Annotated in this window: 17 protein-coding genes; 11 read left to right on the top strand and 6 right to left on the bottom strand. The window is 62.4% G+C overall.

Annotation, left to right across the window (positions count from 1 at the left end):
* Positions 1-7: 7 nt before the first annotated feature.
* Complete coding sequence (locus BM400_RS06245) at positions 8-814, bottom strand: DUF4159 domain-containing protein (protein ID WP_089837648.1); 807 nt, start codon at positions 812-814, stop codon at positions 8-10.
* Positions 815-973: 159 nt separating this feature from the next.
* Between BM400_RS06245 and BM400_RS06240 the strand changes: the two genes are divergently transcribed.
* Both BM400_RS06240 and BM400_RS06235 read left to right on the top strand, forming a co-directional pair.
* Positions 974-2,467 (top strand): multicopper oxidase family protein, encoded by a 1,494-nt coding sequence (locus BM400_RS06240; RefSeq protein WP_245781715.1) that lies wholly within the window; start codon positions 974-976, stop codon positions 2,465-2,467.
* 136 nt (positions 2,468-2,603) lie between these two features.
* Positions 2,604-3,509, top strand: a complete 906-nt coding sequence (locus BM400_RS06235; protein WP_089837643.1) for a hypothetical protein — start codon at positions 2,604-2,606, stop codon at positions 3,507-3,509.
* Positions 3,510-3,740: 231 nt separating this feature from the next.
* Here the strand turns inward: BM400_RS06235 and BM400_RS06230 are convergent, their stop codons facing one another.
* Both BM400_RS06230 and BM400_RS06225 read right to left on the bottom strand, forming a co-directional pair.
* Positions 3,741-5,126, bottom strand: coding sequence for an MBL fold metallo-hydrolase (locus tag BM400_RS06230; RefSeq protein ID WP_089837641.1), 1,386 nt, complete (start codon positions 5,124-5,126; stop codon positions 3,741-3,743).
* The gene (locus tag BM400_RS06225) at positions 5,123-5,476 is read right to left on the bottom strand and encodes an ArsR/SmtB family transcription factor (RefSeq protein WP_089837638.1); all 354 of its coding nucleotides are present in this window, start codon (positions 5,474-5,476) and stop codon (positions 5,123-5,125) included. Before BM400_RS06225 ends, BM400_RS06230 begins: the two co-directional genes overlap by 4 nt.
* 53 nt (positions 5,477-5,529) lie before the next feature.
* Here BM400_RS06225 and BM400_RS06220 point away from each other — a divergent pair, with 53 nt between their 5' ends.
* The 9 genes from BM400_RS06220 (at position 5,530) to BM400_RS06180 (ending at position 15,910) form a co-directional block, all read left to right on the top strand.
* Complete coding sequence (locus tag BM400_RS06220) at positions 5,530-6,012, top strand: rhodanese-like domain-containing protein (protein WP_089837636.1); 483 nt, start codon at positions 5,530-5,532, stop codon at positions 6,010-6,012.
* Positions 6,009-6,377: a sulfite exporter TauE/SafE family protein gene (locus BM400_RS06215; RefSeq protein ID WP_089837634.1), complete on the top strand. Its 369-nt coding sequence runs from the start codon at positions 6,009-6,011 to the stop codon at positions 6,375-6,377. The genes BM400_RS06220 and BM400_RS06215 overlap by 4 nt, the downstream gene beginning before the upstream one ends.
* Positions 6,378-6,459: 82 nt before the next feature.
* Positions 6,460-6,921 (top strand): cupin domain-containing protein, encoded by a 462-nt coding sequence (locus BM400_RS06210; protein WP_089837631.1) that lies wholly within the window; start codon positions 6,460-6,462, stop codon positions 6,919-6,921.
* 68 nt (positions 6,922-6,989) lie between these two features.
* Entirely contained in the window at positions 6,990-9,629 is a 2,640-nt protein-coding gene (locus BM400_RS06205) for a glycoside hydrolase family 3 C-terminal domain-containing protein (RefSeq protein WP_089837629.1), read from the top strand.
* Between the two features lie 74 nt (positions 9,630-9,703).
* Positions 9,704-10,777: a glycoside hydrolase family 88/105 protein gene (locus BM400_RS06200; RefSeq protein WP_089837627.1), complete on the top strand. Its 1,074-nt coding sequence runs from the start codon at positions 9,704-9,706 to the stop codon at positions 10,775-10,777.
* A gap of 242 nt (positions 10,778-11,019) precedes the next feature.
* Complete coding sequence (locus tag BM400_RS06195; protein WP_141223822.1) at positions 11,020-12,021, top strand: sensor domain-containing diguanylate cyclase; 1,002 nt, start codon at positions 11,020-11,022, stop codon at positions 12,019-12,021.
* A 64-nt stretch (positions 12,022-12,085) separates the two neighbouring features.
* Complete coding sequence (gene glpK, locus BM400_RS06190) at positions 12,086-13,600, top strand: glycerol kinase GlpK (RefSeq protein ID WP_089837622.1); 1,515 nt, start codon at positions 12,086-12,088, stop codon at positions 13,598-13,600.
* A gap of 7 nt (positions 13,601-13,607) precedes the next feature.
* Complete coding sequence (locus tag BM400_RS06185; RefSeq protein WP_089837620.1) at positions 13,608-14,336, top strand: MIP/aquaporin family protein; 729 nt, start codon at positions 13,608-13,610, stop codon at positions 14,334-14,336.
* A gap of 5 nt (positions 14,337-14,341) precedes the next feature.
* On the top strand, positions 14,342-15,910 hold the full coding sequence (locus BM400_RS06180; protein WP_089837618.1) for a glycerol-3-phosphate dehydrogenase/oxidase: 1,569 nt from the start codon (positions 14,342-14,344) through the stop codon (positions 15,908-15,910).
* Between the two features lie 55 nt (positions 15,911-15,965).
* Here the strand turns inward: BM400_RS06180 and BM400_RS06175 are convergent, their stop codons facing one another.
* From BM400_RS06175 to BM400_RS06165, 3 genes are read right to left on the bottom strand one after another with little or no spacing between them, the layout of a single operon-like run.
* Positions 15,966-17,447: an efflux transporter outer membrane subunit gene (locus BM400_RS06175; protein ID WP_089837616.1), complete on the bottom strand. Its 1,482-nt coding sequence runs from the start codon at positions 17,445-17,447 to the stop codon at positions 15,966-15,968.
* Entirely contained in the window at positions 17,444-18,745 is a 1,302-nt protein-coding gene (locus BM400_RS06170) for an efflux RND transporter periplasmic adaptor subunit (protein WP_089837613.1), read from the bottom strand. Before BM400_RS06170 ends, BM400_RS06175 begins: the two co-directional genes overlap by 4 nt.
* Positions 18,746-18,801: 56 nt before the next feature.
* On the bottom strand, positions 18,802-22,011 hold the full coding sequence (locus BM400_RS06165; RefSeq protein WP_089837611.1) for an efflux RND transporter permease subunit: 3,210 nt from the start codon (positions 22,009-22,011) through the stop codon (positions 18,802-18,804).
* Positions 22,012-22,122 lie beyond the last annotated feature (111 nt).

Raw genomic sequence — 22,122 nt, 5'->3', positions numbered from 1 at the left:
AGCTGCTTTAGTGCGTCAGACCGTACACGATGTAGTTGAGGCTGACGCGGAAAGCCATGGAGGCGAACTGCTCTGGGTACTCCGGATCGTCCGCCCACTCCCACGCGTCGCCCAGGTGCATGTTGTGGCAGATCGCGACGACGATCCGTCCGTGATCGTCGCGAATCCCGCGCCACTTGGGAACGAACCCGTCCTTCTCATACGTGCGGTGGGTGCGAATCCACTGCTCCCCCGGAACCTGGAACCGGTCGTCCATGTCATACAGCACATGGAAGATCTCGTCCTTGTCCGTCAGGTCTTCCACCGGCCTGTCCGGAAAGACCTGGCGCATCCCGGTCATGAAGTTCTCCCAGTCGGCGGTGCCGTGGAAGTCGTCGACCATCAGGAAGCCGCCCTTGGTCAGGTAGTCGCGCAGCCGCCTGGCCTGTTCGTCCGTAAACGACCACGTCTGCACCTGCACCGCGTAGACGAACGGATAATTGAAGATGTCGTCGGAGTCGAGATTCACCACCTGCTCGACGGGCCGCCCCTGCACGCGGGTCAGGCGATTCAGCGCGATCAGAACCTGCCGGTCGGCCTTCGGATAGTCGCGCGACCAGCTCTGGAAGTGCCGGCCATACCCCCCGAAGCCCCCATAGTTGCTGGCCCCGCCAAGGTTGGTGGTGTAGCTCAGGCGCGACCACGCAAACTCCGCCTTCTCCGTGCTCTGTTCGGGCTGGTAGCCCCAGTTGGCAACACGCTGGTACGCGTAAAGTCCCGTGCAGCACGCCGCCGCACCCAGAATGCCAATCGACGCAATCCGAAGGATCTTCATGGGACGTAACCCCCGATGGCGCGAGCATATCAGATGGTGCGCGCCCTTCTTCTGTTCCGTGCAGTGACCGTATAGACGAGCGGAACGGATATTTGTCGCAAACCGGGCCGAAGAAGATTTGATCGCACCGGAACGGCGCTTGTCCGCATAGTGCCGTGCGTGAGACGATCCCATGCAAGCACGGTGCCGTCCGCCGGCCAAGGAGACCATGTGCAGAGGCGCGACTTCATCAGGACGGGATCGATGGCGCTGGCTGCAACCGCGAAGATGCTCCGCGGCCAGATGCCCATGCCTCCCGCCGCACACACATCTCCAGACGCATCCACGCAGGGCAACGCCGACATCACCCTCACCATCGCGCCGGTCACCGTCGAGCTGGCTCCGGAGCGCGTGCTCTCCACCATTGGCTACAACGGAACCTCGCCCGGCCCGGTGCTGCGGATGCGCGAAGGCAGGCCGGTGACCGTCAACGTCATCAACCAGACCGACACCCCGGAGCTGGTGCATTGGCATGGTCTCGCAATTCCGCCGGAGGTCGATGGCGTCGAGGAAGAGGGCACGCCGTTTGTGCCGCCGCAGGGGCGCAGACGCTACAGCTTCACGCCCAGGCCCGCTGGCTCGCGGTGGTATCACTCGCACGCCATGGCATACTCCGACCTGCACAAAGGCGCGTACACGGGGCAGTTCGGCTTTTTGATGATCGATGGAGCGAGCGACCCGGGTGCGTATGACCAGGAGCTCTTCCTCGCCCTGCGAGACTGGGAGCCGTTCTACACCACCTCCATGGAAGACGAAGACGAGATGGCCCAGAACGATCCGCAGCCCGAGAAGCCCGAGGTCATGAATACCGATCCGAACGGGCTTGAGGTCAGCTCGGTCACCTTCTCGATCAACGACAAATCGCTCGGCGCCGGGGAACCGATCCGCGTGAAGCAGGGGCAGCGCGTGCTGATGCGGTTTCTGAACGCCTCCGCGATCGAGAACCGGCGAATCTCACTCTCCGGCCATCAGTTCAAGGTGATCTCCATGGACGGAAGCCCCGTGCCGAATCCGGCGCTCGTCGAGACGCTTCTGCTCGGCGCGGGCGAGCGCATCGACGCCGTCGTCGAGATGAACCATCCCGGCGTATGGATCATGGGTGCGCCCGAAGATGCGATTCGCAACGCCGGACTCGGCGTCGTCGTCGAGTATGCAGGGCAGCATAAGCAGCCCCTCTGGGTGAAGCCTGCGTCGATCGTCTTCGACTACAGCGTGTTTGGCTCCAACGCGGCGCCACGCACGCCGGACCACACCATCGAGATGATCTTCGAGAAGCTTCCGCGCGGGGCAAGCCCCTTCAATACGTTTCTGGTCAACGGAAAGAGCTATCCGCACGAGCGGGAGTTCGTGCTCGAACAGGGCAAGCGGTACCGGCTGGTCTTTCGCAATCGCACCGACGACGCGCACCCCATGCATCTCCACCGGCATCTGCTGGAGCTCACGGAGATCAACGGGAAGAAGACCTCGGGGATCATGAAGGATACCGTCGTGGTCCCCTACTACGGACGCGCCGCCGTCGACTTCACCGCCGACCAGCCAGGGCTCACGCTCTTCCACTGCCACATCCAGCAGCACATGGACTACGGCTTCAAGGCGCTGTTTCGATACGCCTGAAGCGAACTGCTTTGTTTCCGTCGGCGCTCGTTGGCGGTCCAAAATTCATCGAGCCATCGCACCAATTGGCTCTACAATGCGAGCACATTGGCCGCATTCGACGAGGTTCCCCCGACCCATGCCCTACCCTTCCTGTTTGTCCCGCCGCCTGTTGCTGGCCTTCCTGTGCTCCTTCACCGCCGCCTCCGCGCAGGCTCCGCCCTACGACCCCGCGATCTTTCTGAAGCCTGTGCCCACCGCCGAGATGGACTTCGTGAAGCAGCTCGCCGGCAAGAGCTCCGGTGACGTCATCAAGGACAAGCAGTTCCGCAAACTGATGAAGAACTTCGTGCCCGACTGCATGTTCCACTATGGGCGCGATATGCCTCTGCAGGACGCGCTGGAGATGGCGCTCGAAAGATCGCCTCTGCCCTCGGGGATTCGCGATGGCCGGTACTTCATGATCGCGGGCGAGAAGGGCCCGTATCTGGCCGGGCGCGCCTTCCTCTGGATCGACCTGCAGACGGGCATCGGGGCGGGCGCGTTCTTCTTCCATCCCACCAACGGCGAACCCACGCCGACCGTCGCGGTCTTCGCGCGGCAGGTCAGGGAGAAGGCGATCGGGTTGAGCGATCTTCCGCCGGCCTTCGCCGACGACCTCATCCAATGGACCGCCGCAGCGCGGATTCCGCCCGTGACGACACGCTACTTCCTCACCGGTAACAACAAGCGCATCCTCCTGGAGCACGATGAGGACTTTTGCCTGGCCGAGGACGGCTCGCACCTGCCGGCCGACAGCGGATGCGAGCAGAGGAACGCCGACGCCGCCGACATCGACGTCAATACCGCCTACTACCTGGAGCAGATTCACTACGCGACAAACGGAACGGCGTGGATGGTCGTCGGTGCGAACCAGAGCGCGTGGATGCAGGTGCGCGACAACGCATGCCGGGTAGGTCCGGACCTGCTCGGGTGCCGGATTCGCGTCAGCCATGAGCACGTCCGTGTCATCAGCCAACGACCGATCGGCGGACACCCACCGGTCCACGCCGGAAGACGTTGAAACCCGGCCCGGCGAAAAACAGGCTGCATGCCGCACACCACGTTTTCCATGCATTGGGCCACAGTATCCATCCATCGGCCCACGTTTAACGTCCAAAATGCTCGTGGTGAAACATTGGGCTTTTCGAAGATGCTGCCCGTAAGTCCTTTAGAACGCCAGGATACGGGAAGGGCCTGGTGGATGCACCATTTCTGGTGCATCCACCAGGCTTTTTCCAACCCCTGTAACAAATCAGCCCGGCTGTTTCTCGAGCGGCATCCCCGCCTCCAGCCATGCGCCGACACCACCCGCCAGGCTGCCGACGTGCGTAAAACCGGCTCTCAGCAGGAGGCTGGCGGCGAGGCTGGCGCGGTATCCGCCCGCACAGACCGTGATCAGCGGCGTGTCCCGCGGAATCGGCGCAACCGCCTCCAGAAGATCGCCCAGCATAGCCGCGCGCGAACCCGGAATTACGCCTTCCCTCCGCTCCGCCTCGTTGCGTACGTCGAGAAGCATGGAGGTATTCGCCTGCGCAGCGGCGTCTACGGGCGCGAACTGCACCGTTTCAGCGACGGGTAAACCTGCCGCAGTCCAGGCTGGCATGCCTCCATCGAGATGGCCCGCGATCGCGTCGAGGCCAACGCGGATGAGCGCGAGACGCGTCTCGGCTTCGTCGCCGTCGCCCCCGATCAGGACGATCCGCTTCGTGGGGTCGAGCATCCATCCCGCCCAGAGAGACAGGTTCCCCTCCACGCCAATGTTGACCGCACCGGGGATGTGGCCATCCCCGAACTCCGCCGGGGTCCGCAGATCGACCAGGACAAACGCAGGATCCGTGGAGGCCGAGAAGACCGTCTGCACCGAAAGAGCCGAGGCACCCGGCAGCGTCGCAAGCACCGGCGCGCCGTCTGCATTGAGCTGCTTCATCCGTGGATAGTAGGCGGGCATCGGCGGCACGGAGGCCAGGATGGTGGTGACGAACGCCTCTGCGGCCAGACGGAAGAACGGGTTGGTGGCGCGCTCGGAGCCGAGCGTGGTGGCGGCGTGGCCGCTCATGCCGGATCCGCAGAGGGAGCCCGCGCCGTGGCCGGGGTAGACCGTCAACGCATCGGGCAGACCGGACAGGCGTTGGGTCAGGCTGCCATACAGGGCGTGCGCGAGGCCTTGTTTCGCGCCCTCGCCAAGCAGATCGGGACGTCCGAGCGAGCCGGCGAAGAGGAAATCTCCGGAGAACATCGCGGTGGGCTGGGTGGCTCCGGATTCGAAGAGCAGAAACGACAGGTGCTCCGGGGTGTGCCCAGGGGTGTGAACGGCCTCGAGGCGCGCGCCGCCGATCGAGACACGCTCTCCATGGTGGAGGGCGCGATGCGGCATGGCGTAGCGGTAGAGCTCCCCCTCGTCGTAGGCGCTGAGGCAGAGGGGAGCTCCCGTAGCCGCGGCGAGCGCGACCGAACCCGCGGCGAAATCGGCGTGGATGTGGGTTTCGAGGATCGCGACGATGCGCAGGCCATGCTCGGCCGCGTAGGCGATATAACGGTCGATATCGCGGATGGGATCGATGACCGCGGCCTCGCCGTTGTCCGAGACGAGATAGGAGTACTGAGCGAGGCCGGGCACTTCAAAACGTTCCACGTTCATGCGCGCACCTTGCGGGGAGCCGCGCCGCTCAATGCTTCGAACTCGCGCTTGCTCTTCTTTGCCTCGCTCTTGCAGACCAGCTCGCAGAGACGAAAGACCATGGGGTCGCTGATCGCATAGAGGATCGAGGTGCCCTCGCGGCGGCGGCTGACGAGCCCCGCATCGTGCAGGATGGTCAGGTGCTTGGACACGTTCGGCTGGTTGCCGTCGAGGGATGCGACCAGTGCGCCGACGGCTTTTTCCCCGGTCTCGAGCTGCTGCAGAATGCGCAGCCGGAAGGGCTCGCCGAGCGTCCGGAAGCGCCGTGCCACGAGGTCCATCATCTTGTCCGACATTTCGTCTTGCATCATGAAACCTACTATATCGACATGTAGTAATATAAGCAAACTGGACGAGGTGGCCGATGAAAACACGACTGATCGATGTGCGGGAGTATCCCGAGTTTGCCGCAGGCTATATCGACGGGGCTGAACATGTGCCCCTGGGCAGTATCGCGGCGAGCAGCGGCGCGTGGGACCGGTCGGCACCGCTCGTGATCGTCTGCCGCTCCGGACGCCGCGCGGAGCAGGCGAGGCAGCAACTGGCTGGCGTTGGCTTTGGCGACGTGACCATCCTCGAAGGGGGCGTCGAACGCTGGGCCGCGCAGGGAAAACCCCTCCTCACGATCGAGCGGAGGCCATGGTCGATGGAACGGCAGGTGCGCGTTGCCGCCGGTTCGCTTATTCTTCTTTCCATGACCCTTGCCTTGACGCTCTCGCGCTACTTTCTGCTCGGCACCGCCTTCGTGGGAGCCGGCCTGGTCTTTGCCGGCGTCAGCGACCTCTGCATGATGGCAACCGTGCTGGGTGCGATGCCCTGGAACCGCCGGACGGGGCGTTGCGCATGAGCCCCTTCGCCATCCTGGGTGGCCTCGCGCTGGGCGTCGTCATCGGCGTGATCTCCGGCACCGTTGGGATCGGCGGCGGCGCGCTGCTGATTCCCGCGCTCGTCTACTTCTACGGCATGACGCAGATTCGAGCGCAGGGCACCTCGCTCGCGACGCTTCTGCTGCCAATCGGCTTCTTCGCCTTCTGGACCTACTACAAGGCCGGCCATGCGGATCTCAAGCTCGCGATGCTGCTGTCGGTGGGTTTCGCGCTGGGTGGCTGGCTGGGCGGAAACTGGGCGCAGCACCTCTCGGAGACGGCGCTCCGCCGCGGCTTCGCGGCGCTCCTCCTGGTGCTCGCGGCAAAGCTCGCCTTCAGCCGCTAGAAAATCTTAATTTCGACAGGTGGATTATTGATGGAGTAGAGTAATCCCGTCGCTCAACACCAAACCACCACCAGGAGCCCCCATGCTTACCCGTCGCGATCTTTTGGTCGCCTTGATTGCTATCGGTACGACGTGCGGCGTTCTTGCCGCGGCCAATCCTGAGCGAAAGCTGATTCGGTCCTCCACCTACGACTGGAACAGCTTTGTGGCGAAGCCTACGCCGATCGGCGAGACGCGCTTTGTGGCCAATGGGCCCACGGCAACGCTCCAGAACCTGGAGATGCACATTACGACACTGAATCCGGGCAAGGAATCGCACCCGCCGCATCGTCATCCGAACGAGGAACTGATCATTCTGCGGCAGGGTACGGTGGAGACACTTTCGAACGGGAAGTGGGTGCGGCTCGGGCCTGGCTCGGTCATCTTCAACGGCTCGAACGAACTGCATGGCCTGCGGAACGTCGGCCAGGATCAGGCGATCTACCATGTCATCAACGTCCAGACGGCCGCTACGCCAGCACCTTTGCCTGCAGCGAAGCCCTAGCAGGCTGCTGCTGCATTTCGGTCACTGCACCACAGATTTCACGGCACAACAGATAAGGATAAACAGGCATGACCGCACGACAGATCGCCCTTCTTCTCGCCCTTTCGGCTGCACCGCTTGCTCAGGCGCAGAAGCCTTTGCCGTATCTCGATCCGAGTCTGCCGATTCCGGAACGCGTGGATGACCTGGTTGGGCGGATGACGCTCGAGGAGAAGGTAGGGCAGACGATCGATGTAGCACCGGCCATCGAGCGGCTGGGCGTTCCGGCCTACAACTGGTGGAACGAGGGTCTCCACGGCGTCGCGCGGTCGGGCAATGCGACGGTCTTTCCGCAGGCGATTGGCATGGCCGCGACGTGGGATGTGCCGCTGATTGAGAAGATCGGCGATACGATCTCCACCGAGGCGAGGGCGAAGTACAACGATGCGCTGGCGCGGAACAGCCACGAGCGTTACTACGGGCTAACGATCTGGTCGCCGAACATCAACATCTTTCGCGATCCGCGCTGGGGGCGTGGGCAGGAGACGTATGGAGAAGACCCGTTTCTGACCGCGCACCTGGGCATGGCGTTTGTGCGTGGACTCCAAGGCAACGATCCGAAGTACTTCAAGGTGATTGCGACGCCGAAACACTTCGCGGTCCACTCCGGGCCGGAGTCGACGCGGCACCTGGCGAATATCGATCCCACCCCGCATGACCTTTGGGATACGTATCTGCCTGCGTTTCGTGCGTTGATCGTCGATGCCCATGCGGACTCTATTATGTGCGCGTACAACGCGGTCGATGGGGCTCCCGCGTGCGGCAGCAAGATGCTGCTGGGGGAGATTCTGCGCAGGGACTGGAACTTTCAGGGCTTTGTGACATCGGACTGCGGGGCGATCGACGACTTTTATAAACCGAACACGCACAAGACCAGTCCGGACAAAGAGGCGGCGGCAGCAGCCGGCATCAAGGCTGGGACGGATACGAACTGCGGCAATACGTATCTGGCTCTGACGGCTGCGGTGAAGCGCGGTGATGTAACCGAGGCCGAGATCGATACTTCGGTGCGCCGGCTGTTTACGGCTCGTTACCGGCTGGGGATGTTCGACCCGGCGGCGAGCGTACCGTGGTCTTCGCTGCCGATGTCGGTGGTGGAGAACGAGGAGCATCGTGCGCTGGCTGCGCAGGCCGCGGACAAGTCCATGGTGCTGTTGAAGAATGACGGCGTGCTGCCCTTGAAGCCGGGCGTTCGCACGATTGCCGTCGTCGGGCCGAATGCGGCTTCGCTTGCGGCGCTGGAGGGGAATTACAACGCGATCGCGCGCGATCCGGTGCTGCCGGTCGATGCGGTTGCGGCGGAGTTTCCGCATGCGAAGGTGGTTTACGCGCAGGGCTCGCCCTACGATGCGGCGCTCCAGCTTCCCGTGCCGCGCACGGCCTTCCACACGGGCGATGCGGAGGGGCTCAAGGCCGAGTACTTCCCTGGCGGCAGCTTCTACACGCTGCCCACCGTGACCCGCGTTGACAAGCAGATCGACTTCGACTGGATGGGCGCTTCGCCCGCTCCGGGTTTGCCGATCGAGAACTTTGCGGTTCGCTGGACAGGCACGATCACGGCTCCGGAGGCTGGTCCTTACCCGATGAATATCCGGCTGCATTGCGAGTTCTGCAGCTCGCAACAGACCTTTGCGGTGTATCTCGATGGTCTGCTTGCGACCACATCGGTTCCTGTCAGCGGAAAGACGCGACAGACGGCCAACAACAAGTTCACGATCGATCTTCCCGACACGAAGCCGCATGCTCTCCGGGTCGACTATGTGCACACCAACTCGCGCGCCGATGCGGGCATTACGCTCGAATGGAATCCGCCCACCACGCCCCTGCTGAACGAGGCCGTGGCCGTGGCGAAGAAGGCGGACGTGGTGCTGGCGTTCGTGGGACTGTCGCGCGATCTTGAAGGCGAAGAGATGCCGATTCATGTGGACGGCTTCGCGGGTGGAGACCGGACCGACATCAAGCTGCCTGCCGCGCAGCAGACGATGCTGGAGGCGTTGGTGTCGACGGGTAAGCCGGTCGTCGTTGTGCTGATGAACGGGTCTGCGCTAGCGGTGAACTGGGCGCAGGAGCATGCTGCCGCGATTCTCGAGGGATGGTATCCCGGCGAGGAGGGCGGACGGGCGATTGCGCGCACGCTGAGCGGAAAGAACAATCCGGCGGGACGCCTGCCGGTGACGTTCTATGCCGGTGTCGACCAGATTCCGGCCTTCGATGACTACGGGATGAGTGGCCGCACCTATCGCTACTTCAAGGGACAGCCGCTCTATGGCTTTGGATACGGGTTGAGCTATACGACGTTCCAGTACTCCAATGTGAAGCTTTCGACGAAGACGCTGAAGGCTGGCGATACCCTGACCGTCGAGGCAGACGTGCGCAATACGGGCACCCGAGCGGGGGATGAAGTTGCCGAACTCTACCTGACGCCGCCGACTACCGCCGTCTCGCCGGCACGTGCGCTCGACGGCTTCCAGCGGATTCATCTTGCGCCGGGAGCGGTGCAGCACGTGAGCTTTCAGCTCGATCCGCGCACGCTTTCGCAGGTCGATGTGAAGGGCGACCGATCCGTGACGCCGGGCGAGTACAAGGTGTTCGTCGGCGGCGCACAGCCCACGGCAGCCTCAACGCCCGCGATCTTTTCGATTACGGGATCGCAGACACTTCCGCACTAACCGGCCGCGCGCAAGGAGGCGGTTTTCGAGTACGCTTTCCAAGCGTAACTTTTTCTCATAAGGATCGACCGAACATGATGAAGCGTATTGCCCTCTTCGCAGTTGCCCTTGCCCTCTCGCCCGTCCTGCACGCCCAGAAGGATTACTTCAGCAACTGGCCGGCTGGGACCGATCCGAAGGAGGTGGGCAAGAAGGTTGCCGATCACTTCGTCACCAGCCCGCACCAGTACACGAAGACGCTGCACTACTCCGAGGCGAACACGTGGCAGGCCGCGCTGGCTTTCGCGCAACTGACCAACGACGATGCGCTTCGCCAGGGGCTTATCGCCCGGTTTGAGCCGCTGATGCCGGGCGGCTCCGACACGGCGCGGGTGCCTACCCGCCAGCATGTCGATGATGAGATCTTCGGGATCGTCCCGCTGGAGATTGGCATACAGACCAAGGATCCTCGTTACCTGGCCTACGGCAAGAGCTTCGCCGACCGGCAGTGGGAGAATCCGCAGCCCGATGGCTTCTCGTCCGAGACCCGCTACTGGGTGGACGATATGTATATGTTGACGATGCTGCAACTGGAGGCCTATCGCGCGACGAAGGATCCGGTATACCTGGACCGCACCGCGAAGGAGATGGTCGCGTATCTCGACAAGCTGCAGCAGCCCAACGGCCTCTTCTACCATGCGCCGGACGTTCACTTTTTCTGGGGACGCGGCGACGGCTGGTTCGCGGCCGGCATGGCCGAGATGCTTACCTCGTTGCCCGCCAACCACCCGCAGCGCGCGCGGATCATGCGTGGCTACAAGACCATGATGGCTTCGTTGCTGAAGTACCAGGGCTCGGACGGCATGTGGCGCGAGTTGATCGACCACCCCGAGGCGTGGCCCGAGAGCTCCAGCTCCGCGATGTTCGCCTTCGCGATGGTGACGGGCGTGAAGCATGGATGGCTACCCGCGGCTACCTACGGTCCGGCAGCCCGCAAGGCCTGGATCGGCGTGGTGGGGTATATCGACCAGAACAACGACCTGACGCAGGTGTGTGAAGGCACGGGCAAGAAGGCCGATTTCGACTATTATCTGGCACGCAAGCGCCGTACCGGAGACTTCCACGGGCAGGCACCGGTGCTCTGGACGGCGGCGGCTCTGATCCGTTAAGAACATCACACCCTATGGTTTTTGCGGTATCTTGATTGCGTCTTTATCCTGAGACCCCATCTTTCCCAAGCGGATTGACCGCCGGCGGGGATGGGGTTCCGCTTTCGGAGCGATACGTGAGAACCACCCGGCCCCGTTTTTTGCGACTGCTTCTCCCTCTCTCATTTCTTCTCTTCTTCGCTGTTGAGCGTCTTCTTGGAGGCGTTGTTCGCTCTGTGGTGCCTCAGTCCAATACGTCCTGGATGATCGAGGTCGCAAGCGTGGCGATTGCCGTCTCCTTCGCCTACTTCGTGCTGCCGCGCTTGCTGCATTGGCTGACATCCCTCCCGAACGCGCGCACCGAACATGCCCGTTTTCTGGCCGCGGCGGAGAGCAGCCTCGACGACTTCTACATCTTCGATGGAGTGCCCGACGACTCCGGTGAAATCGTGGATTTCCGTTTCATCTACCTGAATCCCAATGCCGAGCGCCGGCTGCAGCGAGGCAGAAAGGATCTCGAGGGCAAGATTCTGACTGAGGTTCGCCCCTTCATGATTACGTCGGGGCTGATTGAACACTATCGCGAGGTGGTGAGCTCCGGCAGGCCTTTCTCGACCGAAGTTTATCTCGATGACGACATGATCAAGGCCACCTGGATCAGCGTGCAGGTCGTGAAGCTGGGCGACGGCATCGCCATTACGAGCCGGGATATTACGGAGAGCAAGCGGCTGAGCGATCACGTCACTTACCTGGCGCACCACGACCAGCTCACGGGATTGCCCAACCGCACGCTTCTCTGCGACCGCCTGCACCAGGCCATCTTGCGGGCGCAGCGGCAAAACCATAAAGTGGCGATCTTCATGCTCGATATCGACCATTTCAAAGGCATCAACGATACCTACGGACACGCCCAGGGCGATGCGCTGCTGATCGCCATCAGCAAACGTCTGCTCTCGACCGTACGCGAGACCGATACCGTGGCCCGCATGGGGGGCGATGAGTTTGTGATCGTCATGCCGGACTTCAAGAGCCTGGAAGATGTAGAGCGGTGCGGGCGCGAGATCGTCGATACGACGGCACGGCCGATTCCGATCGGCGCAGAGGAGGCCAACATTACGCTGAGCATCGGTCTCTGTATTTATCCCGACTGTGGACTGGATGAGGAGCAATTGCTGAAGAACGCCGATGACGCGATGTATACGGTAAAAACGAGCGGACGGAACGGCCTGCACCTGTTCCGCGCAGGTTCCTCATCAAAGCCGTAAGACAGACTGCCTAAAGATCACGTCCTTCGCGTAGTATGGACCGCGCAGTACACTACGGACTTCTATGACGAATACGATCAGCCCCCAGTATCTCGGAGCCCTCGACCAGGGCACGACGAGCACACGCTTCATGGTCTTCGCTCGCGCCGGCAATGTCGTCGCGAGCGCACAGAAGGAGCATCGGCAGATCTACCCAAATCCGGGGTGGGTGGAGCACGACCCCCTGGAGATTCTGCGGAATACGCACTTCGTGATCGCCGAAGCGATGGACGACGCAGGGTTGAAGCCGGTGGAGATCGCCTCGGTGGGCATTACGAACCAGCGCGAGACGACCGTGGTGTGGGATAGACAGACCGGCGCGCCGATCTATAACGCGATTGTGTGGCAGGACACGCGGGTAGCGGATGCCGTTGCGCTGCTGGTCAAGGACGGCGGCCAGGATCGCTTCCGCAAGCAGACGGGACTGCCGCTTTCGACCTACTTCAGCGGACTGAAGATCGCCTGGATTCTGGACCATGTGGAGGGTGCGCGGGGTCGGGCGGAGAAGGGCGAGTTGCTGTTCGGCAATATCGACGCCTTTCTCCTGTGGAACCTGACGGGCGGGGCCCATGGCGGGATTCATGCAACCGACGTGACGAATGCGGGACGCACGCAGTTGATGAATCTGGATACGCTGGCCTGGGATGCGGAGCTGCTCTCGGCTCTGAACGTACCGGCTGCGATGCTGCCGGAGATTCGGTCGAGCTCCGAACACTATGGCGACCTGAGCACGACTCGGCTGAAGGGCACGCCCGTCTGCGCGATGCTCGGCGATCAGCATGCGGCGCTTGTGGGGCAGACCTGCTTTGAACCGGGCGAGTTGAAGAACACCTACGGCACAGGCTGCTTTCTGCTGATGAATACCGGCACGGAGAAGGTTGAATCGACCAGCGGACTACTGACGACGTTAGGTTACAAATTTGGCAAAGCCGCGCCGGTCTATGCGCTGGAAGGCTCCATCGCGGTGACGGGGTCGCTGGTGCAGTGGCTGCGCGATAATTTGGGACTGATTGGGAAGAGCGAGGATATCGAGGCACTTGCGATGACGGTGCCGGATAACGGTGGCGTCTTCTTTGTCCCTGCCTTCTCCGGGTTGTATGCGCCGTGGTGGCGGGATTCGGCGCGGGGCACGATCTGCGGGTTGACGCGATACGCGAACAAGGGACATATTGCGCGTGCGGTGCTGGAGTCGACGGCGCTGCAGACGCGCGATGTGGTCGAGGCGATGGAGTCCGACTCCGGCATAGCGCTGAAGCAGCTACGCACCGACGGCGGCATGGTGGTGAATGAGACGCTGATGCAGTTCCAGGCGGATATTCTGAACGTTCCCGTCGTTCGCCCGAAGATGCGCGAGACCACGGCGCTGGGTGCGGCTTACGCGGCTGGCCTGGCGTGCGGTTTCTACAAAGACACGACCGACCTGGTGCAGAACTGGGCCATCGACAAGACATGGAATCCGGCGCTGGATGAAACTGCTCGCGAACGCCATTACGCGAAGTGGAAGAAGGCCATCACGCGTTCCTTCGACTGGGAAGATTGAGAAGACTATGCTGACACCATTTTTCGGGGAGTTCATGGGAACCCTCGTCATCATCCTGCTGGGCGAGGGCACGAATGCGGCCGTCTCGCTGAAGGGCTCGAAGGCCGAGAACTCCGGTTGGATCGTCGTCGCTGCGGGCTGGGGCTTCGCGGTCTTCTGCGGCGTGATCACGGCGATTGCGTGCGGCAGTCCGGGGGCGCACCTGAACCCCGCGGTGACGATCGCCGTAGCGATCAAGACCGGCGACTATAGCTCTATGCTTAGCTTCTTCGCGGCGCAGTTCCTGGGGGCGTTCGTGGGAGCCGTGCTGGTGTGGCTGTTTTATAAGGATCACTTCGCGATTACCGAAGACCAGGGAACGAAGCTGGGTGTGTTCTGCACCGCGCCGGCGATTCGAAACCCGCTCTCGAACCTCTTCAGCGAGGTCCTCGGCACGGCAGTTCTGCTGCTGGTGATCGGCTGCATTGGGGCCAAGACGTTCGCGCCCGCCGGACCCGCGCCTGGGCTGGCACCTTATCTGGTGGGGATTCTGGTGTGGGCGATCGGGCTTGGGCTTGGCGGCACGACCGGCTACGCGATCAACCCGGCGCGCGATCTTGGGCCACGTACGGCGCATGCGCTGCTGCCGATCCCCGGCAAGGGCGGGTCGGACTGGGGTTATGCGTGGATTCCGGTTGTGGGCCCCGTGGTTGGAGCGATACTGATAGGACTCTTTCTCCGGCTGAGCGGCATCTAGTGATTATGAGCACGCCCGACACAACCCGCACCCAGGCCTTCGCCGCCCTTGAGACAGCGCCCTTCGATGTCCTCGTCATTGGCGGTGGCGCCACGGGGCTTGGCATCGCGCTCGACGCCACGACCCGCGGTCTGCGTACCGCGCTGGTCGAGGCTGGCGACTTTGCGCAGGCTACATCCAGCCGCGCCACCAAACTCGTCCATGGCGGAGTACGCTATCTCGCTTCGGGACAGGTGCATCTGGTGTACGAGGCGCTGCACGAGCGCGCCGTGATGCTGCGGAACGCTCCGCACATCGTGCATCCTCTACCGACGGTTCTGCCGGCGACGCATCTGTGGGAGCTTCCCTGGTACGGCGCTGGACTTACTCTTTACGACAAGCTCTCGGGCTCGAGCACCATGGGGCCGACCAAGATTCTAGGGGCCAAGGCGACGGTCGCCCTCATCCCCGGCATCGCGACGAAGAATCTGAAGGGTGCCATTTTGTACCACGATGCGCAGTTCAACGACGCGCGCTATGCGCTCGCGCTCGCCCAGACAGCCATCGACCACGGTGCCACCGTCCTGAACTACACCCGCGTTCAGAAGCTGACCTACACCGACGGAAAGGTCTCCGGAGCGATTGTCCGTGACGAGGAGACGGCAACCGAGCACACGCTTCAGGCCAAGGCCGTGATCAATGCGACCGGCATCTTCACCGACGATCTGCGCCACATGGACCAGCCAGCGCGGCCGAATCTGCTGTCGGTGAGCCGTGGGACCCACATCGTGGTTGCTCCGCATTTCCTCGGCGGCGCGACCGCGATCATGGTCCCGAAGACGGAAGACGGTCGCATCATCTTCGCCATTCCATGGCAGGGAGCAGTCGTCATCGGCACCACTGACCTGGCCGCGCCCACGCCCAAGATGGAGCCCGACGTAGACCCCGCCGAGATCGACTTTCTTCTCCAGACCATCGCGCCCTACCTCGCCGCGCCGATCACCAGGGCCGATATTCTGTCGATCTTCTCCGGCCTGCGCCCCCTTGTGACCGGGAAAGAGAACTCCACCTCCAAGCTCTCGCGCGAACATCACATCGACGTCTCCAACTCCGGCATGGTCTCGGTTGCGGGCGGCAAGTGGACGACCTATCGCCGCATGGCCGAAGACACGTTGAACTTCGCCGCAGACAAACGGCTGCTGCCCAAGGGCAAGTCCGTGACCGACCACACCCCGCTCCGGGGCGCGACCACCACCAAAGCCCCGAATCCTCACCTCGCGGAGTACGGCACGGAGACGACCGCCATCTCCGCGCTGATCGCCAACGATCCCGCACTTGCCGTGCCGCTCGACCCAGCCCTTCCCTACTCCAAGGCTTTGGTCATCCACGCCGTTCGGAATGAGCTGGCCCGCACCGTCGAAGACGTTCTCTCGCGCCGCACCCGTTCGCTCCTGCTCGATGCCAGGGCCGCCCTGCGGGCAGCGCCGGAGGTGGCTCGCCTGATCGCGCAGGAACTCGGCCGGGACGAGGCTTGGGTATCGGCACAGATTGCTGCTTTCACGGAGCTGGCTCTCAGGCACTACCTCCCGGCATAAATAGAAGGGGGCTTCGAGATGATCTCGAAGCCCCCTTTTCCTGGTTACGACCGCCTTAGAACTTCGGCAGTTGCTGCGTGTTCCATCCGCCGCCCAAAGCCTTGATGAGCAACACGCTGGCTTCGAGACGACGACGCGTGATGTCGATGTCGTTGCGCTCGTTCTGGAGCGCGGAGGTCTGCCAGGTGATGACCTGGAGATAAGTATCAACACCACCCTCGTAGCGAATCTTGAAGAGGTTAAGCGATTCCTCGGCGGACTCCGTTGCGGCGTGCTGCTGGGCGGCTTCGCGCTCCAGAACACGCAGAGCAGCGAGGTTATCCTCCACCTGCTGGAAGGCGGTGAGCGAGGTCTGGCGATAGTTTGCGACGGTCTCGTCGTACTGCGCCGTCGTAATATCCTTCGTGGCCTGACGGCGTCCGTGATCGAAGAGCGTCTGGTCGAGCGTCGAGCCCACGGCGAAGAAGCGGCTCGGGCCGGAGAAGAGATTGATGAGCGAAGTACCGGTCACGCCCGCGGCGGCCGAGAGGCTGAGCGTGGGATAGAAGGCAGCCTGGGCGATGCCGATCTGTTCGTTAGCGGCAGCCATGCGGCGCTCGTCGGAGGCGATGTCAGGACGGCGCTCGAGAAGCTGCGAAGGAAGCGCTCCGGGGATCTCCGGGATGGCGGGCGGCGCGACCGTGACGGGAGATGCTTCAATCGTCAGCGATGCGGGTGCCTTGCCGGTGAGAACGGCGATGGCATGCTCATACTGCGCACGTTGGATGAGCACGTCGGTCTGCTGGACCTGTGCGGTTTGGAGGACGGTGCGGGCCTGCGTGACGTCTGAGAGAGGGGCGGCTCCGCCGTCGTAGCGATCCTGCGTAAGCTGCAATGCCTGCTGATACGCCTGGACGGTATCGCCGAGGAGCTTGGCCTGGGCATCGGAGGAGCGAAGGCCGAAGTAGTCGAGAGCAAGCTCCGCATGAAGGCTGAGCCGGACCGTCTCCATGTCGGCGGCGCTGGCCTGGGCCTGTTCCTTCGAGGCGCGAACACTGCGGCGGATGCGACCCCAGAGATCGATCTCGTAGTTGAGATCGAAGGGGATGCTGAAGTTACCTTCGCCATTGTCGGCACGCGCGGTGTTGAAGTAGGGCTGGTTGGCCGAGTCGCGCACCGCACCTGCACTGGGACCAACCGAAACTGTCGGAGCCTGATCGGCCTTGCGGAACTTGATATTGGCGCGGGATGCGCGGAAGTTCGCTTCGGCGGCGGCGAGCGTCTGGTTCGCGGGATCGACCTGCTCTTCGAGCACATTCAACTGCGGGTCGCCGAAGATCTCCCACCACTTGCCACGCAGGGCCTGGTCGTTGGGCTGCGCGACCGTCCAGCCGTCGGAGTCCTTGAAGGTCGAAGGACCTGCCTCTTTGAACTGGTCGAGCGAAGGAGCAACCGGCACGGCAGCAGGCCTGGTATAGTTCGGGCCAACCTCACGGCATCCGCTGATGAGCACGGCGGCAAGGCTGAGGGTTGCGAGTGTACTTCGAACGGGCGTCACAGCGCGCTCTCCTTCTTGGCGGGCTTGGCATCCACCTTGGTTCCGCTGATCAGCGAATCCGACGGATCGAGCACGATCTGGTCGTCCGGGCTGAGCCCCGAAGTGACTTCGACCGTGCTGCCGAAGTCGTGGCCGATCGTAATAGGCACGAGCGTGACGACGCCGTTGCGCACCACGCCCACACGGAGTCCTTCAGCACGGAAGAGCAGCGTGTTCGAAGGAATCGTAAACGTATGGGTACCACTCGAAGGCAGCTTCATATGCACGAAGACGTAGGCGCCCGGCTTCAACTGGCCGCTTGCATTGTCGACGCCGACCTGCACGTTCAAGGTGCGGCTCGTCTGGTCGATCGCATTCGAGTTGCGCGAGATCGTTCCCTCGATGATCTGCCCGGGGTTCGCATCCTGCGTGATCGTGACCTGCTGACCATCGCGAATCTTATCGGCATAGACCTCAGGCACGGCGACGTAGACCAGCAGCTTGCCGACGGCGGCCTCGTGGAAGAGCTCCTTCGGCGTGCTTCCCGAGCCCGTGCCGATCAGGGCACCGATGTCCGTGTTACGCGCCGTGATGATGCCGTCGAAGGGAGCAAGGACGCGCTCATAACTTTGCAGTTCCTGCAGGCGGCGCACGTTGGCCTGGCTGGAGGCGTAAGCGGCCTGCTTGGCGGCATAGTCGCTGACCACCTGATCGGTCTCCTGCTTGGAGACGGCGTGTTTCTCGAGAAGCCCCTGCCAGCGAACGCTTGTGGTCTGCGCGAGATCCATGTTGGCCTTGACGCTGAGCAACTCTGCCTGCGCCTGTAGAAGCTGCTGATCGAGCTCCGGCGTTTCGATGTCGGCGAGCAGTTGTCCCTTGCGGACGTGTGCGCCGATGTCGGCGTACCAGTGGCGCAGATATCCACTGGTGCGCGCGTAGATGGGCGTGTCCGTAAACGCCTGCGTGTTGCCGGGCAGCGTGATCTCCTGCGCGGCCGAGCCGCCGCTGGGCTTCGTCACGAACACGGTCGGCACCGCCGCGACCTGCGTCGCATCGTTGAGTTCCGAGCGGTCCTTAGCACGCGCGTGAATCCCTTCGAAGATGGCCGCGCCCAACAGCACGGCGACGATGACCAGACCGATGGTGAGACCGGTACGATTGGCCGCCGGCGCGGGACCGGACTCCTCCGAGCGCGGTCCCGTATGGACGTGGCCACGTCCGCCGGAGCTGACCTCTTCGTGCAGTACGCTGTTAGGCTCCGCCGAGAGGGTTTCGATCTCGCGCGTGCCAAGTGAACTCTGCGTTGCCGTGTTTTCCATGTTCAGCGAGCTCCATGTTGTAACAAAATCATGCACCTAAATTTTCAAGCTTTTTCTTATGCGTAGTGGGGCTTCAGCTTGTCCCGCTCACGCGCTTCCTTGCGTGCGGTGCTGTTGTGAATCAACGCGAAGACGCATGGGACAAAGACCAGCGTTGCGACGGTGGCGCACAAGAGGCCACCGATGACGGCGCGGCCCAACGGCGCGTTCTGTTCGCCACCATCGCCCGCGCCCAGCGCCATGGGCACCATGCCGATGATCATGGCAAGTGCCGTCATCATGACCGGACGGAAGCGCGTGGTGCCGGCCTCAATGGCCGAGAGAATTGCGTCGCCATGCTCTTCAAGCCGCGTCTTCGCGAACGAGACGACGAGAATGCTGTTCGCGGTTGCGACCCCCATACACATGATCGCTCCCATCAGAGCGGGAACCGAAAGCGTCGTGTGGGTGAGGAAGAGAAACATCACGATACCGGCCAACGCCGCAGGCAGAGCCGTGATGATGATGAAGGGATCCACCCAGCTTTGGAAGTTGACCACGATGAGCAGATACACCAGCACAATGGCGAAGGCGAGGCCGCCGATGAGGCCGATGTAGGAGCTGCGCATCGTCTCCACCTGGCCCTTCAGCGTGGCGAAGGTGCCGCGCGGAAGGTTCGGCTTTTCGTCCTTGAGGATGCGATCGACGTCGCGGCTTACCCCGCCGAGATCGCGTCCCTGCACGTTGGCGTAGATATCGACGACGCGACGGATGTTGTAGTGGTTCACCGTGCCCATCTCATTGCCGCGCTGGAGCGAGGCGAGATCGCCAAGAATCTCCGGTGTCTGCGCAGCACCAGTGGTTGCGTTTGCCGAGGCCGTCGTCGTGAGGCCCTGACTGCGGTTGATGGGAATGTTCTGCAGATCCTGCATGGATGTCATCTTGTACTGCGGGGTCTGCGCGACGATGTTGTAGTTCACATGGTTCTTCCAGTTAAGGAAGAACATCGGTGTGACCTGGAAGCTTCCGCTCAGCGTGTTCAGAATGCTGGTCGCCACGTCCCGCTCCGAGTAGCCACCCTGCGATGCCTTCGTGCGGTCCACTGCAACCTGAAGCGTGGGGACATCGAACGGCTGCTGAAGCCGGAGATCAGTAATGCCGGGAACTTTGCGAAGACGCGCAAGAATCTGGTCAGCGGCCTTCTCGCTGGCCTCGACGTCATTGCCTTCCAGCTGGATATCGAGCGGCGCGGGCAGACCGAAGTTCAAAATCTGCGTTGTGATGTCCGCGGGCAGGAAGTAGAAGGTTGCGTTGGGGAAGGCGCGCGGAAGATCGCGACGGAGTGCCGCCACATACTTCGCGGTGGGGTGATGGTCTTCCTTGAGCGAGACCATGATGTCCGCATCATAAGCCCCGATGCTGCCGTTGGTCAGGTGTTGCGTGTTCATCGTGCTGTAGGGCATGCCGATGTTGTCGAGGACGTTATCGACTTCTTTGCCAGGAATGTGCTGACGGATATTGTCTTCCACCAGATCGCAGAGACGCGCTGTCTCTTCGATACGCATGCCCGAGGGTCCGCGAACGTGCAGGATGAACTGGCCGCTGTCGGTATCGGGGAAGAAGTCCTGACCGAGCCACGGCACCAGAAGAAAGGCACTGAGGCAGAGGAGAAGGAAAGCCGGGACGAAGATCCTGCGCGACGAAACCAGACCATCCAACAGCGAGATGTAGCTGGCACGAACACGCTCGAAGCCGCGATCGAAGGCACGCTGAAAGCGCGTGAAAGGATTGCGCGTCGGAGCATGATCCTTATGCTTGAGCAGATACATCGCCAGCGTGGGAACCAGCGTACGGGACAGGATGTACGACGCCAGCATCGCAAAGACGACCGCTTCGGCGAGAGGCACGAAGAGGTAGCGAGAGACGCCGGCGAGGAAGAACATCGGAAGGAACACGATGCAGATGCAGAGCGTCGAAACGAGTGCAGGAACCGAGATCTGCGCCGCGCCTTCCAGGATAGCTTCACGCAACGGCGCCCCTTCCTCGAGGAAGCGTTCAATGTTTTCGATGGTGACGGTTGCGTCGTCGACGAGGATACCGACCGCGAGCGCGAGGCCGCCGAGTGTCATGGTGTTGATGGTCTCGCCCATGAGCGAGAGCACGATGACCGAGGTGAGAATCGACAGGGGGATCGAGATGGCGATGATGACCGTCGACCGCCAGCTTCCGAGGAAGAGCAGGATCATGATCGCGGTAAGAGCCGCGGCGATGACCGCTTCACGGATGACGCCTTCCACCGCGGCACGCACGAAGACCGACTGATCGGAGAGGGGGACAATGCGAAGCTGCGGAGGAAGCGTGGAGGCGACCCTGGGCAGCAGTTCGCGGATGCCCTTCACGATGTCGAGGGTCGAGGCGTTGCCGTTCTTGAAGACACTGACCAGCACGCCGCGATGGCCGTCCTGACGGACGATGTTCGATTGCACCTGGAAGCCATCGCTGACGCTCGCGACATCCTTGAGGTAAACCGTGCTTCCCGCAGACTGCTTCAACGGAATGCTCGCCAGCTCTTCCACCGTGCGGGGGGTGCCGTTGGTGCGGACGTCGTACTCGCTCTGACCGATCTTGATGGTGCCCGACGGCATGACGACGTTCTGCTGCGCAACGGCATTCAGAAGGTCGCCCGGAGCGATGCCCTTGGACTGCATGGCGGCCTGGTCCATGCTGATGGTGATCTGGCGCTGTTTACCGCCGTAAGGTAACGGGATCACTGCACCCGGTACGCTGACGAGGGCAGGACGGATGAAGTTCTGCGCGTAGTCGTTGAGCTGCTGCTCATTCATCCCCTCGCCGGAGACACCCAACTGCAGAATAGGCACGGACGACGCGGAGAAGTTGATAATCTGCGGCGGCAGAATGCCCGGAGGAAGCTGGCGCAGAAGATACTGCGAGGCGGCGGTGACCTGCGCGTTCGCGGTATCGAGGCTGGCACCCGGCTGCAGGAAGACCTTTACAACGACGCTGCCGTTGTAGGTGACCGACTCGATGTGCTGGATGTTGTCGACCAGCGTGGTCAGAGCCTTCTCGTAGGGCGAGGTCAGGCGGCCTTCAAGCTCTTCGGGGTTGAGTCCTGTGTAGGTCCAGCCAATGGAGACGACCGGGATATTGATGTTGGGAAAGATGTCGGTCGGCGTACGCAGGATGACAACAGGGCTCAGGATGAGAATCAACAGAGCGAGAACGATGAAGGTATAGGGTCTGTTGAGTGCAACCTTGACGATCCACATACTGCGACGAGCCTCCGGGCGGTGACGGAAAGAAATTGAACTTCGCCACACTTCTATTGACTCATATCCGTTGTCGAGGGACGCTAGTTTCTTCCGTTCTCATCCATCGGA

This window comes from Granulicella pectinivorans (genome assembly GCF_900114625.1).
Classification (GTDB): domain Bacteria; phylum Acidobacteriota; class Terriglobia; order Terriglobales; family Acidobacteriaceae; genus Edaphobacter; species Edaphobacter pectinivorans.
This window is presented reverse-complemented; position numbering and strand designations above follow the sequence as displayed.